This is a genomic window from Citrobacter sp. Cf118 (assembly GCF_030334095.1).
GTDB classification, from domain to species: domain Bacteria; phylum Pseudomonadota; class Gammaproteobacteria; order Enterobacterales; family Enterobacteriaceae; genus Citrobacter; species Citrobacter freundii.
Genome location: NZ_JAOWES010000056.1, coordinates 423199 through 436374 on the forward strand (window position 1 = coordinate 423199; position 13176 = coordinate 436374).

Sequence of the window (13176 nt, forward strand, 5' to 3'; positions counted from 1 at the left end):
TAGGACGTATTGGCGTCAGATCCGGCAATTATGACTACTCGGCGAGCATCTGCTCAAGCTGCTCCTGAGCGTCCAGCCAGGCCATTTCACACTCTTCCAGCCCGGATTTCGCACTGGCCTGCTGTTGCAGACAAGCGGTGAGTTCGCCTTTGCGGCTTTGGTCGTACAGTTCGCTGTCGCCGAGTTTCTCTTCCGTCTGAGCTAACTGCGCGTGCAGTTTCTCCATCTCTTTTTCCAGACGGGTGATCTCTTTGCGCAGCGGTTGCGTCAGAGTGCGCAGTTCAGCTTCACGACGCTTCTGGTCTTTACGTGCCTGGGCGCTGTTAACGCTTTCTTTCGCCGGTTCGTCGCTCTGATTTTCCTGTTTCTGGACATCGCTCAGCCACTGCTGATAATCCTCCAGATCGCCATCAAACGGCTCGACTTTCTTGTCGTGTACCAGATAGAGGTCGTCGGTGGTGGAGCGGATCAGGTGACGGTCGTGCGAGACGACAACCAGCGCGCCTTCAAAATCGATCAGCGCTTCGGTCAGCGCCTGACGCATATCTAAGTCCAGGTGGTTGGTCGGTTCATCGAGCAGCAGCAGGTTCGGGCGCTGCCAGACGATCAATGCCAGCACCAGACGCGCCTTTTCACCACCGGAGAAGCGGCGAGTCTCTTCGCTGACTTTATCGCCCTGGAAGCCGAATCCACCCAGGTAGTCTCGTAGTTTCTGCTCCAGCTCCTGCGGCGCCATGCGTGCCAGATGCTGAATTGGTGATTCATCGGCGCGTAAAAACTCCAGCTGGTGCTGCGCGAAGTAGCCCAGCTTGATGCCTTTCGCCAGGCCAATCTCGCCGCTGATGGGGGCCAGTTCGCCGGCCAGCAGCTTAATCAGCGTCGATTTACCCGCGCCGTTGCGACCGAGCAGACCGATGCGGGAACCCGGCACCAGGTTCAGTTTGATCGAATCGAGAATGACGCGATCGCCGTAGCCAGCGCTGACCTTTTCCATCTTCAGCAGCGGGTTTGGCAGGCTTTCCGGTTCACGGAAGCTGAAGTGGAACGGGTTGTCCACGTGCGCTGGGGCAATCAGCTCCATGCGTTCCAGCATTTTGATACGACTCTGCGCCTGTTTTGCTTTCGTTGCTTTAGCGCGGAAACGATCGATATAGCTTTGCAGATGTGCCACGCGCTCCTGCTGGCTTTCGTACATTGCCTGTTGCTGCGCGAGGCGGGTCGCACGCTGTATTTCAAACGCGCTGTAGTTGCCGGTGTACTCGAACATGGTTTGCTGTTCGATATGAATAATTTTGTCCACCACCGGATCGAGGAAGTCGCGGTCGTGGGAGATCAAGATCAGCGTGCCCTGATAGCTTTTCAGCCATCTTTCCAGCCAGATCACCGCGTCGAGATCGAGGTGGTTGGTAGGTTCATCGAGCAGTAGCAGGTCTGAACGGCAAATCAGCGCCTGGGCCAGGTTGAGGCGCATACGCCAGCCACCGGAGAAGTCGCTGACCGGCCGTTCAAGCTGTTCGTTGGAGAAACCGAGGCCATGCAGCAGGCTGGCGGCGCGTGAACGCACGGTCCAGGCGTCGATGGCATCCAGCTTGCCATGGACAGTGGCAATGGCATGTCCATCGTTACGTTCGTTGGCGTCGTTCAACTGCGCTTCCAGTTGACGATATTCGCGGTCGCCGTCAATGACGTACTCCAGCGCGGGCTGTGGCAACGCAGGCGTTTCCTGATTCACCCACGCGAGCTGCCAGTTTCCCGGATAGGTAAATCCTCCAGCGTCGGCGCTGAGTTCATTTTTCAGCAATGCCAGCAGGGTAGATTTACCGCAGCCATTTTTACCCACCAGGCCAACCTTCTGCCCTGGATTAATGGTGGCCGTGGCATTGTCCAGCAAGACGCGCACGCCGCGACGAATTTGTAACGATGAGAAAACAATCATAAGGCGCCGTATGTTCAGACTATGTTAATTTATCATTATGATAATGTAATGTGCGGGCCGTTTGCCGCACCGAGGCGCAATGGTAGCCCAAAACGTCGAAAATAGACAAAAGACAAAACCGGGAGGGGGATGATGTTCCAGCCAGCGAAAGTCTTGCTGCTGTATGCCCATCCGGAATCTCAGGACTCGGTCGCGAACCGTGTTCTGCTTAAACCGGCCATGCAGCTCAGCAATGTTACCGTGCACGACCTTTACGCGCACTATCCTGATTTTTTTATCGATATTCCGCATGAACAGGCGCTGCTGCGTGAGCATGATGTGATTGTTTTTCAGCACCCACTCTATACCTATAGCTGTCCGGCGCTGTTAAAGGAGTGGCTTGACCGCGTACTGAGCCGTGGATTTGCCAGCGGTCCAGGAGGGAATCAACTGGCGGGAAAGTACTGGCGTAGCGTTATCACTACCGGAGAACCGGAAAGTGCCTACCGCTATGACGCGCTAAACCGTTATCCAATGAGCGATGTGCTGCGCCCTTTCGAGCTGACGGCCGGTATGTGCCGCATGCACTGGATGAGCCCTATTATCGTTTACTGGGCCAGAAGGCAAACGAAGCAGGAGCTGGACAGCCATGCGAAAGCGTATGGTGACTGGCTGGCGAATCCGATCCCTGTGGGAGGCCGCTGATGGAAGGTTCAGATTTGTTGACAGCCGGAGTGTTGTTCCTCTTCGCAGCGGTGGCGGCGGTACCGTTGGCGTCCAGGTTGGGTATCGGTCCGGTGTTGGGTTACTTGCTGGCGGGTATTGCCATCGGCCCGTGGGGATTAGGGTTCATCAGCGATGTGGATGAAATCCTGCACTTTTCCGAGCTGGGCGTAGTCTTTCTGATGTTCATCATTGGGTTGGAACTTAACCCGGCCAAGCTATGGCAACTGCGGCGTTCAATTTTTGGCGTCGGCGCCGCGCAGGTGATGCTGAGCGCGGTGGTGTTGGCCGGATTATTGATGCTCACTGCGTTCTCCTGGCAGGCGGCAGTGGTTGGCGGCATTGGTCTGGCGATGTCATCGACCGCGATGGCGCTACAGTTGATGCGTGAGAAAGGCATGAACCGCAGTGAATCCGGGCAGTTGGGTTTTTCGGTGCTGCTGTTTCAGGATCTGGCGGTGATCCCTGCGCTGGCGCTGGTTCCGCTGCTGGCGGGGTCTGCTGACGAACATTTTGACTGGATTAAAGTGGGAATGAAGGTGCTGGCCTTTGCCGGCATGCTGATTGGCGGGCGCTATTTGCTGCGTCCGGTTTTCCGCTTTATTGCGGATTCTGGCGTGCGGGAAGTGTTCACCGCTGCCACGCTGCTGTTGGTGCTGGGTTCTGCTTTATTTATGGATGCGCTGGGGCTGTCAATGGCGCTGGGAACGTTTATCGCGGGTGTGCTGCTGGCGGAAAGTGAATACCGACATGAGCTGGAAACGGCAATCGATCCTTTTAAAGGACTGTTGCTCGGGCTGTTTTTTATCTCCGTTGGCATGTCGCTCAATCTCGGCGTGCTCTACACCCATATTCTGTGGGTGGCAGCGAGTGTGATCGTGCTGGTGGTCGTAAAAATGCTGGTGCTGTATGTACTGGCGCGTCTTAACGGCATGAGAAGCTCTGAACGGATGCAATTTGCCGGGGTTTTAAGTCAGGGCGGTGAATTCGCTTTCGTGCTGTTTTCAACGGCATCCTCGCAACGGCTGTTTCAGGGCGACCAAATGGCGTTGCTGCTGGTGACCGTCACACTGTCGATGATGACCACGCCGCTGGTGATGAAGTTGATTGATAAATGGCTCTCCCGCCAGTTTAACGGCACGGATGAGGAAGACGAAAAACCCTGGGTGGAAGATGATAAACCGCAGGTGATTGTGGTGGGGTTTGGGCGTTTTGGTCAGGTTATTGGTCGCCTGTTGATGGCCAATAAAATGCGTATTACCGTCCTGGAGCGAGATATCAGCGCGGTGAATCTGATGCGCAAATATGGCTATAAGGTCTACTACGGTGACGCCACTCAGGTGGAACTGTTGCGCTCCGCAGGGGCAGAGGCGGCACAGTCTATTGTTATTACCTGTAATGAGCCTGAAGACACAATGAAACTGGTGGAACTGTGCCAACAGTATTTTCCGCATTTGCATATTCTTGCGCGAGCGCGCGGACGTGTAGAGGCGCATGAGTTATTACAGGCCGGTGTTACGCAGTTTTCGCGCGAAACGTTCTCCAGTGCGCTGGAGTTGGGGCGTAAAACGCTGGTTACACTGGGGATGCATCCGCACCAGGCCCAGCGTGCCCAGCTGCATTTTCGTCGGCTGGATATGCGCATGCTGCGGGAACTGATCCCCATGCATACAGATACGGTACAAATCTCTCGAGCCAGGGAAGCACGGCGCGAGCTGGAGGAAATTTTCCAACGAGAGATGCAGCAAGAGCGACGTCAGCTGGATGGCTGGGATGAATTTGAGTAGAGGATAATCATGGCAATTCGTAAACGTTTTATCGCAGGCGCAAAATGTCCGTCCTGCCAGTCGCAGGATACGCTGGCGATGTGGCGTGAAAATAATATCGATATTGTTGAGTGTGTTAAGTGCGGTCATCAGATGCGGGAAGCCGATAAAGAGGCGCGCGAGCACGTTCGCAAAGAAGAGCAAGTGATCGGGATTTTTCATCCGGACTAGCGATATGGCGCAGCTTTTTTTAAGCTAGAGGGTACACGGGTGCAGAATTCCGCTACAATCTGCGCCACTATTCTTTCCATGCTCAGGAGATATCATGAAAGTAGCAAAGGACCTGGTGGTCAGCCTGGCCTATCAGGTACGTACAGAAGACGGTGTGTTGGTTGATGAGTCTCCGGTGAGTGCACCGCTGGACTACCTGCATGGTCACGGTTCCCTGATTTCTGGCCTGGAAACAGCGCTGGACGGTCATGAAGTTGGCGACAAATTCGATGTTGCTGTTGGCGCAAACGACGCATACGGTCAGTACGACGAAAACCTGGTGCAGCGCGTTCCTAAAGACGTCTTCATGGGCGTTGACGAACTGCAGGTTGGCATGCGTTTCCTGGCTGAAACTGACCAGGGTCCAGTACCGGTAGAAATTACCGAAGTGGAAGACGACCACGTTGTGGTTGACGGTAACCACATGCTGGCTGGCCAGAATCTGAAATTCAACGTAGAAGTTGTTGCTATCCGCGAAGCGACCGAAGAAGAACTGGCTCACGGCCACGTTCACGGTGCGCACGGTCACGACCACGATCATGACCACGGTCATGACGGTTGCTGCGGTGGTCACGGCCACGACCATGGTCACGAGCACGGCGGCGAAGGCTGCTGCGGCGGTGGCGGTAAAGGTAACGGCGGCGGCTGCGGTTGCCACTAATACCCTTCGTCTTTCAACCCACAGCGGTGTTGGCTGCGCTTTCGAATCTTGGTCACATAGTTATCTATGCTCCCAGGACTTCCTCAAGCTTGCCGCCTTGCTGTGATTTGAAATCCTTTGGGTATATGTGAGTAGATCCGATAAGCGTTAGCGCTTTCGGACACAAAAAAAGCGGGGATATCCCCGCTTTTTTACGTCTCAATAATGTGGCGGAGGGGTCTCTTCAGACTGCGACGCGATGTGGGACGGTTGCGTTGCTTTGAGCTTTTCCGTCAGCAGACGCAGATGGTCGCGCAGTTTGGCCATTTCCAGTTCATGCGCGGTCACCGTCACGTTGAGCTCTTCAATGGTTATCTCCTGAAATGCCAGGCGACTTTCCAGTTCAGCCAGGCGAGTTTCCATTGTTGTATCCTGCATGATTCACCTCTTTCTTTTTTCTCCGGCAGATCGCGGACTGCGGCGAATTCTACTTAACTTTGCCTGTTTGCACAGCACTCAATCTTCGGTAACGAAACTAATTTAAACAAAAAGAGTCTGAAAAGTGGTGATAATAGGGCGTGCCTGTATGTTGATTTGTTCTGCAACGCTTTATAGTACATTTTTATGTTAGTTAACCCTGGGGTGAGATGCCCCGGCCCTGGAGATATGGATGAAATCACTGTTTAAAGTAACGCTGCTGGCGACCACAATGGCTGTTGCTCTGCATGCCCCGATCACCTTCGCTGCTGATGCTGCGAAACCAGCCGCTACTGCTGACAGCAAAGCAGCATTCAAGAATGACGACCAAAAAGCCGCTTACGCGCTGGGCGCGTCCCTGGGTCGTTATATGGAAAACTCTCTGAAAGAGCAGGAAAAGCTGGGCATCAAACTGGATAAAGATCAGCTGATCGCTGGTGTTCAGGATGCGTTTGCAGACAAGAGCAAACTGTCTGACCAGGAAATCGAACAAACTCTGCAGGCGTTTGAAGCGCGCGTGAAGAGCTCCGCCCAGGCAAAAATGGAAAAAGACGCGGCTGACAACGAAGCCAAAGGTAAAGTTTACCGCGAGAAATTTGCTAAAGAGAAAGGCGTTAAAACCTCGGCTACTGGCCTGGTCTACAAAGTAGAGAAAGAAGGTACCGGCGCTGCACCGAAAGACAGCGATACCGTGGTTGTTAACTACAAAGGTACGCTGATCGATGGTAAAGAGTTTGATAACTCTTATACCCGTGGTGAGCCGCTCTCTTTCCGTCTTGACGGCGTGATCCCGGGCTGGACTGAAGGCCTGAAAAACATCAAGAAAGGCGGCAAAATCCAGCTGGTTATCCCACCGGATCTGGCTTACGGCAAAACGGGCGTTCCGGGCATTCCGGCCAACTCTACGCTGGTCTTTGATGTTGAACTGTTAGACATCAAACCGGCACCGAAAGCTGACGCGCAGCCAGATGCTGCACCGGCAGATAAAGCTGCAGACAGCAGCAAAAAATAAGCTAACAGAAACCGCCGCCCACAGGGCGGCGGTTTTTTATTATCGACAGGATATAATTAATACTGGAAAGCGCCTTGTGCGCTGTATTACTTTAGATGCCCCTATAATAGTGATGAGCCTGCCCTGACAACATAACGACAGGCTCCTGAAAAGGAGTGCTTTTTTTCATGTCCAGGTCGCTTTTAACCAACGAAACCAGTGAGCTAGATTTGCTGGATCAACGTCCTTTCGATCAAACCGACTTCGATATCCTCAAATCCTACGAAGCGGTAGTGGACGGGTTGGCGATGCTCATTGGTTCCCATTGTGAAATCGTATTGCACTCTTTGCAGGATTTGAAATGCTCGGCCATCCGCATTGCTAACGGTGAACACACGGGCCGTAAAATTGGCTCACCGATTACTGACCTTGCGTTGCGTATGCTGCATGATATGACGGGTGCGGATAGCAGCGTGTCGAAGTGTTACTTCACACGTGCGAAAAGCGGTGTCTTGATGAAGTCGGTGACGATTGCCATTCGCAACCGTGAGCATCGCGTGATTGGTCTGTTGTGCATCAACATGAACCTTGATGTCCCTTTCTCGCAGATAATGAATACCTTTATCCCACCGGAAACCCCGGAAGTGGGCTCTGCCGTCAACTTCGCTTCTTCGGTGGAAGATCTGGTTACCCAGACGCTGGAATTCACAATCGAAGAAGTGAATGCCGATCGTAATGTTTCCAACAACGCGAAGAACCGCCAGATCGTCCTGAATTTGTATGAGAAAGGCATCTTCGATATTAAAGATGCCATCAACCAGGTCGCCGATCGGCTGAACATCTCCAAACATACGGTCTACCTCTATATTCGTCAGTTCAAAAGTGGCGATTTCCAGGGGCAAGATAAGTAATGCGTTTTGCCATCATGGTGACGGGGCCTGCATACGGCACGCAGCAGGCGAGCAGCGCGTTGCAATTTGCTCATGCGCTACTCAAAGAAGGGCATGAGCTAAGCAGCGTCTTTTTCTATCGTGAAGGTGTGTATAACGCCAACCTACTCACTTCGCCTGCCAGTGATGAATACGATCTGGTACGGGCCTGGCAACAGCTGAACCAACAGCATGGTGTAACACTGAATATTTGCGTGGCTGCGGCGTTGCGACGCGGCGTGGTTGATGAGACTGAGGCAAAGCGGCTGGGGCTGGCAGGAGCTAATTTACAATCAGGTTTTAACCTCAGCGGGCTTGGATCGCTGGCTGAGGCATCCCTGACCTGCGATCGCGTGGTGCAATTCTGATGAAACGTGTTGCTTTTGTCTTTTCTACCGTGCCGCACGGCAGCGCATCTGGCCGTGAAGGGTTAGATGCATTGCTGGCGACCTCTGCATTAACGGAAGACCTCGGTGTGTTTTTTATCGGTGATGGCGTCTTTCAAATCCTTCAGGGACAGCAACCGGATGCCGTGCTGGCGCGAGACTATATCGCGACCTTCAAGCTGTTAGGGTTGTACGATATCGATCAATGTTGGCTCTGCGCTGCCTCATTACGCGAGCGGGGCCTTCAGCAGGGGAGTAATTTTGTGATCGATGCGACAGCGCTTGAACCGGAAGATTTACGCCGTGAGTTAGGCAACTATGACGTCATTTTAAGGTTTTGAGACTCTCATGCTGCACACACTACATCGCTCCGCGTGGCTTACCGATTTCTCCTCTCTTCTTCGTCTGATTGATAAAGACGATGAACTTTTATTGCTCCAGGATGGCGTGACGGCAGCAATCGAAGGAAGCCGTTTCCTTGAAAGTCTGCAAAATGCCTCCATTAAGGTCTATGTACTGGAAGAAGACATTAAGGCTCGCGGGTTGAGCGGTCAAATTTCAGACAGTGTCGTCAGGGTTAGCTATACTGACTTCGTCAGACTTACGGTGAAGCATCCCAGCCAGATGTCCTGGTAATTGTGGGATCGTTGTATATTTCTTGACACCTTTTCGACACCGACCTAAAATTCTGCGTCCTCATATTGTATGAGGTCGTTTTATTACGTGTTTACGAAGCAAAAGCTAAAACCAGGAGCTATTTAATGGCAACAGTTAACCAGCTGGTACGCAAACCACGTGCACGCAAAGTTGCAAAAAGCAACGTGCCTGCGCTGGAAGCATGCCCGCAGAAACGTGGCGTATGTACTCGTGTATATACTACCACTCCTAAAAAACCGAACTCCGCACTGCGTAAAGTTTGCCGTGTTCGTCTGACTAACGGTTTTGAAGTGACTTCCTACATCGGTGGTGAAGGTCACAACCTGCAGGAGCACTCCGTGATCCTGATCCGTGGCGGTCGTGTAAAAGACCTCCCGGGTGTTCGTTACCACACCGTTCGTGGTGCGCTTGACTGCTCCGGCGTTAAAGACCGTAAGCAATCACGCTCCAAGTATGGCGTGAAACGTCCTAAGGCTTAATGGTTCTCCGTTAAGTAAGGCCAAACGTTTTATATTAATGTCAAACTAAACTCTTAGAGTTTTGGACAATCCTGAATTAACAACGGAGTATTTCCATGCCACGTCGTCGCGTCATTGGTCAGCGTAAAATTCTGCCGGATCCGAAGTTCGGATCAGAACTGCTGGCTAAATTTGTAAATATCCTGATGGTAGATGGTAAAAAATCTACTGCCGAAACTATCGTATACAGCGCGCTGGAGACCCTGGCTCAGCGTTCTGGTAAAAACGAACTGGAAGCTTTCGAAGTAGCTCTCGAAAACGTGCGCCCGACTGTCGAAGTTAAGTCTCGCCGCGTTGGTGGTTCTACTTATCAGGTACCAGTTGAAGTCCGTCCGGTCCGTCGTAATGCTCTGGCAATGCGTTGGATCGTTGAAGCTGCTCGTAAACGCGGTGATAAATCCATGGCTCTGCGCCTGGCGAACGAACTTTCTGATGCTGCAGAAAACAAAGGTACTGCAGTTAAGAAACGTGAAGACGTTCACCGTATGGCAGAAGCCAACAAGGCGTTCGCACACTACCGTTGGTAATCCCTTCGGAGTTTTAGTCACCAGGCGGGCGCTTCTAGTAAGCAGCCCGCTTTGGGCTACTTAAATTGAACGCCTAAAAGATAAACGAGGAATCAAATGGCTCGTACAACACCCATCGCGCGCTACCGTAACATCGGTATCAGTGCGCACATCGACGCCGGTAAAACCACTACTACCGAACGTATTCTGTTCTACACCGGTGTAAACCATAAAATCGGTGAAGTTCATGACGGCGCAGCCACCATGGACTGGATGGAGCAGGAGCAGGAACGTGGTATTACTATCACCTCCGCAGCGACTACTGCATTCTGGTCTGGTATGGCTAAGCAGTATGAACCGCATCGCGTAAACATCATCGACACCCCGGGGCACGTTGACTTCACTATCGAAGTAGAACGTTCCATGCGTGTGCTTGATGGTGCAGTAATGGTTTACTGCGCAGTTGGTGGTGTTCAGCCTCAGTCTGAAACCGTATGGCGTCAGGCAAACAAATATAAAGTTCCGCGCATTGCGTTCGTTAACAAAATGGACCGTATGGGTGCGAACTTCCTGAAAGTTGTTGGTCAGATCAAAACCCGTCTGGGCGCGAACCCTGTTCCGCTGCAGCTGGCAATTGGCGCTGAAGAAGCGTTCACCGGTGTTGTTGACCTGGTGAAAATGAAAGCCATCAACTGGAACGAAGAAGATGCAGGCGTAACCTTCACTTATGAAGATATCCCGGCTGACATGCAGGAACTGGCTGAAGAATGGCACCAGAACCTGATCGAGTCCGCTGCAGAAGCTTCAGAAGAGCTGATGGAGAAATACCTGGGTGGTGAAGAACTGACTGAAGAAGAGATCAAAAAAGCTCTGCGTCAGCGTGTTCTGAACAACGAAATCATCCTGGTAACCTGTGGTTCTGCGTTCAAGAACAAAGGTGTTCAGGCGATGCTGGATGCGGTAATTGATTACCTGCCATCCCCAGTAGACGTACCTGCGATCAACGGTATTCTGGACGACGGTAAAGATACTCCTGCTGAGCGTCATGCTAGCGATGACGAGCCGTTTGCTGCTCTGGCATTCAAAATCGCTACCGACCCGTTCGTGGGTAACCTGACCTTCTTCCGCGTGTACTCTGGTGTGGTTAACTCCGGTGACACCATCCTGAACTCCGTGAAAACTGCACGTGAACGTTTCGGCCGTATCGTACAGATGCACGCTAACAAACGTGAAGAGATCAAAGAAGTTCGCGCGGGCGATATCGCTGCTGCTATCGGTCTGAAAGACGTGACCACTGGTGACACTCTGTGTGACCCGGATCACCCGATCATTCTGGAACGTATGGAATTCCCTGAGCCGGTAATTTCCATCGCGGTAGAACCGAAAACCAAAGCTGACCAGGAAAAAATGGGTCTGGCTCTGGGCCGTCTGGCTAAAGAAGACCCGTCATTCCGCGTATGGACTGACGAAGAATCTAACCAGACCATTATCGCTGGTATGGGTGAGCTGCACCTCGACATCATCGTTGACCGTATGAAGCGTGAATTCAACGTTGAAGCGAACGTCGGTAAACCTCAGGTTGCTTACCGTGAAGCGATTCGCGCGAAAGTTACCGATATCGAAGGTAAACACGCTAAGCAGTCTGGTGGTCGCGGTCAGTACGGTCATGTTGTTATCGACATGTACCCGCTGGAGCCGGGTTCAAACCCGAAAGGCTACGAGTTCATCAACGACATCAAAGGTGGTGTAATTCCTGGCGAATACATCCCGGCCGTTGATAAAGGCATCCAGGAACAGCTGAAATCTGGCCCGCTGGCTGGTTACCCGGTTGTTGATCTGGGCGTGCGTCTGCACTTCGGTTCTTACCATGACGTTGACTCCTCTGAGCTGGCGTTTAAACTGGCCGCTTCTATCGCCTTCAAAGATGGCTTTAAGAAAGCGAAACCAGTTCTGCTTGAGCCTATCATGAAGGTTGAAGTAGAGACTCCGGAAGAGAACACCGGTGACGTAATCGGTGACTTGAGCCGCCGTCGTGGTATGCTTCGTGGTCAGGAATCCAACGTCACTGGCGTTGTTATCCATGCTGAAGTTCCGCTGTCTGAAATGTTCGGATATGCAACCCAGCTGCGTTCTCTGACCAAAGGCCGTGCTTCTTACTCCATGGAGTTCCTGAAGTACGACGATGCGCCGAACAACGTTGCTCAGGCCGTTATTGAAGCCCGTGGTAAATAATCCACAGGATTAAAACCTAAGTCCCGTGCTCTCTCCATAGGGGAGAGCACTATAGTAAGGAATATAGCCGTGTCTAAAGAAAAATTTGAACGTACAAAACCGCACGTTAACGTCGGCACCATCGGCCACGTTGACCACGGTAAAACTACCCTGACCGCTGCAATCACTACCGTACTGGCTAAAACCTACGGCGGTGCTGCTCGTGCATTCGACCAGATCGATAACGCGCCGGAAGAAAAAGCTCGTGGTATCACCATCAACACTTCTCACGTTGAATATGACACCCCGACTCGCCACTACGCACACGTAGACTGCCCGGGCCACGCCGACTATGTTAAAAACATGATCACCGGTGCTGCGCAGATGGACGGCGCGATCCTGGTTGTTGCTGCGACTGACGGCCCGATGCCGCAGACTCGTGAGCACATCCTGCTGGGTCGTCAGGTAGGCGTTCCGTACATCATCGTGTTCCTGAACAAATGCGACATGGTTGATGACGAAGAGCTGCTGGAACTGGTAGAAATGGAAGTTCGTGAACTTCTGTCTCAGTACGATTTCCCGGGCGACGACACTCCGATCGTTCGTGGTTCTGCTCTGAAAGCGCTGGAAGGCGAAGCAGAGTGGGAAGCGAAAATCATCGAACTGGCTGGCTTCCTGGATTCTTACATCCCAGAACCAGAGCGTGCGATTGACAAGCCGTTCCTGCTGCCTATCGAAGACGTATTCTCCATCTCCGGTCGTGGTACCGTTGTTACCGGTCGTGTAGAGCGCGGTATCATCAAAGTTGGTGAAGAAGTTGAAATCGTTGGTATCAAAGAGACTGCTAAGTCTACCTGTACTGGCGTTGAAATGTTCCGCAAACTGCTGGACGAAGGCCGTGCTGGTGAGAACGTTGGTGTTCTGCTGCGTGGTATCAAACGTGAAGAAATCGAACGTGGTCAGGTACTGGCTAAGCCGGGCTCTATCAAGCCGCACACCAAGTTCGAATCTGAAGTGTACATTCTGTCCAAAGACGAAGGCGGCCGTCATACTCCGTTCTTCAAAGGCTACCGTCCGCAGTTCTACTTCCGTACTACTGACGTGACTGGTACCATCGAACTGCCGGAAGGCGTAGAGATGGTAATGCCGGGCGACAACATCAAAATGGTTGTTACCCTGATCCACCC

At 52.5% G+C, this 13176-nt stretch carries 15 protein-coding genes; 13 read left to right on the forward strand and 2 right to left on the reverse strand.

Going from position 1 to position 13176, the window contains the following annotated elements:
- Positions 1-34: 34 nt before the first annotated feature.
- A complete protein-coding gene (locus tag OGX67_RS04020) occupies positions 35-1936 on the reverse strand; it encodes an ABC transporter ATP-binding protein (protein ID WP_286525958.1) in 1902 nt (633 codons plus the stop codon).
- Positions 1937-2068: 132 nt separating this feature from the next.
- Between OGX67_RS04020 and kefG the strand changes: the two genes are divergently transcribed.
- The 4 genes from kefG to slyD all read left to right on the forward strand — a co-directional run bounded on the left by kefG (position 2069) and on the right by slyD (position 5335).
- Positions 2069-2620 (forward strand): glutathione-regulated potassium-efflux system ancillary protein KefG, encoded by a 552-nt coding sequence (gene kefG, locus OGX67_RS04025; protein ID WP_003023629.1) that lies wholly within the window; start codon positions 2069-2071, stop codon positions 2618-2620.
- Positions 2620-4425: a glutathione-regulated potassium-efflux system protein KefB gene (kefB, locus tag OGX67_RS04030; protein ID WP_003023630.1), complete on the forward strand. Its 1806-nt coding sequence runs from the start codon at positions 2620-2622 to the stop codon at positions 4423-4425. Before kefG ends, kefB begins: the two co-directional genes overlap by 1 nt.
- 9 nt (positions 4426-4434) lie before the next feature.
- On the forward strand, positions 4435-4635 hold the full coding sequence (locus OGX67_RS04035; protein WP_003023632.1) for a YheV family putative zinc ribbon protein: 201 nt from the start codon (positions 4435-4437) through the stop codon (positions 4633-4635).
- A gap of 94 nt (positions 4636-4729) precedes the next feature.
- A complete protein-coding gene (gene slyD, locus OGX67_RS04040; protein WP_003023634.1) occupies positions 4730-5335 on the forward strand; it encodes a peptidylprolyl isomerase in 606 nt (201 codons plus the stop codon).
- A gap of 198 nt (positions 5336-5533) precedes the next feature.
- Here slyD and OGX67_RS04045 read toward each other — a convergent pair whose 3' ends face one another.
- A complete protein-coding gene (locus OGX67_RS04045) occupies positions 5534-5752 on the reverse strand; it encodes a protein SlyX (RefSeq protein WP_003023639.1) in 219 nt (72 codons plus the stop codon).
- Positions 5753-5984: 232 nt separating this feature from the next.
- Here OGX67_RS04045 and fkpA point away from each other — a divergent pair, with 232 nt between their 5' ends.
- The 9 genes from fkpA to tuf all read left to right on the forward strand — a co-directional run.
- A complete protein-coding gene (gene fkpA / locus OGX67_RS04050; protein ID WP_003023641.1) occupies positions 5985-6803 on the forward strand; it encodes an FKBP-type peptidyl-prolyl cis-trans isomerase in 819 nt (272 codons plus the stop codon).
- A 167-nt stretch (positions 6804-6970) separates the two neighbouring features.
- Positions 6971-7693, forward strand: a complete 723-nt coding sequence (locus OGX67_RS04055) for a helix-turn-helix transcriptional regulator (RefSeq protein ID WP_003023643.1) — start codon at positions 6971-6973, stop codon at positions 7691-7693.
- The gene (gene tusD / locus OGX67_RS04060) at positions 7693-8079 is read left to right on the forward strand and encodes a sulfurtransferase complex subunit TusD (RefSeq protein WP_003023646.1); all 387 of its coding nucleotides are present in this window, start codon (positions 7693-7695) and stop codon (positions 8077-8079) included. The genes OGX67_RS04055 and tusD overlap by 1 nt, the downstream gene beginning before the upstream one ends.
- Complete coding sequence (tusC, locus tag OGX67_RS04065; RefSeq protein WP_003837966.1) at positions 8079-8438, forward strand: sulfurtransferase complex subunit TusC; 360 nt, start codon at positions 8079-8081, stop codon at positions 8436-8438. The genes tusD and tusC overlap by 1 nt, the downstream gene beginning before the upstream one ends.
- A 7-nt stretch (positions 8439-8445) precedes the next feature.
- On the forward strand, positions 8446-8733 hold the full coding sequence (gene tusB, locus OGX67_RS04070; protein ID WP_003023651.1) for a sulfurtransferase complex subunit TusB: 288 nt from the start codon (positions 8446-8448) through the stop codon (positions 8731-8733).
- A 125-nt stretch (positions 8734-8858) separates the two neighbouring features.
- Positions 8859-9233, forward strand: coding sequence for a 30S ribosomal protein S12 (gene rpsL / locus OGX67_RS04075; protein WP_003023654.1), 375 nt, complete (start codon positions 8859-8861; stop codon positions 9231-9233).
- Positions 9234-9328: 95 nt separating this feature from the next.
- Entirely contained in the window at positions 9329-9799 is a 471-nt protein-coding gene (gene rpsG, locus OGX67_RS04080; RefSeq protein WP_003023657.1) for a 30S ribosomal protein S7, read from the forward strand.
- 96 nt (positions 9800-9895) lie between these two features.
- A complete protein-coding gene (gene fusA / locus OGX67_RS04085) occupies positions 9896-12010 on the forward strand; it encodes an elongation factor G (RefSeq protein WP_003023659.1) in 2115 nt (704 codons plus the stop codon).
- A gap of 69 nt (positions 12011-12079) precedes the next feature.
- Positions 12080-13176 (forward strand): elongation factor Tu (gene tuf / locus OGX67_RS04090; RefSeq protein ID WP_118262821.1); only part of this gene is annotated, 1097 nt, incomplete at its 3' end.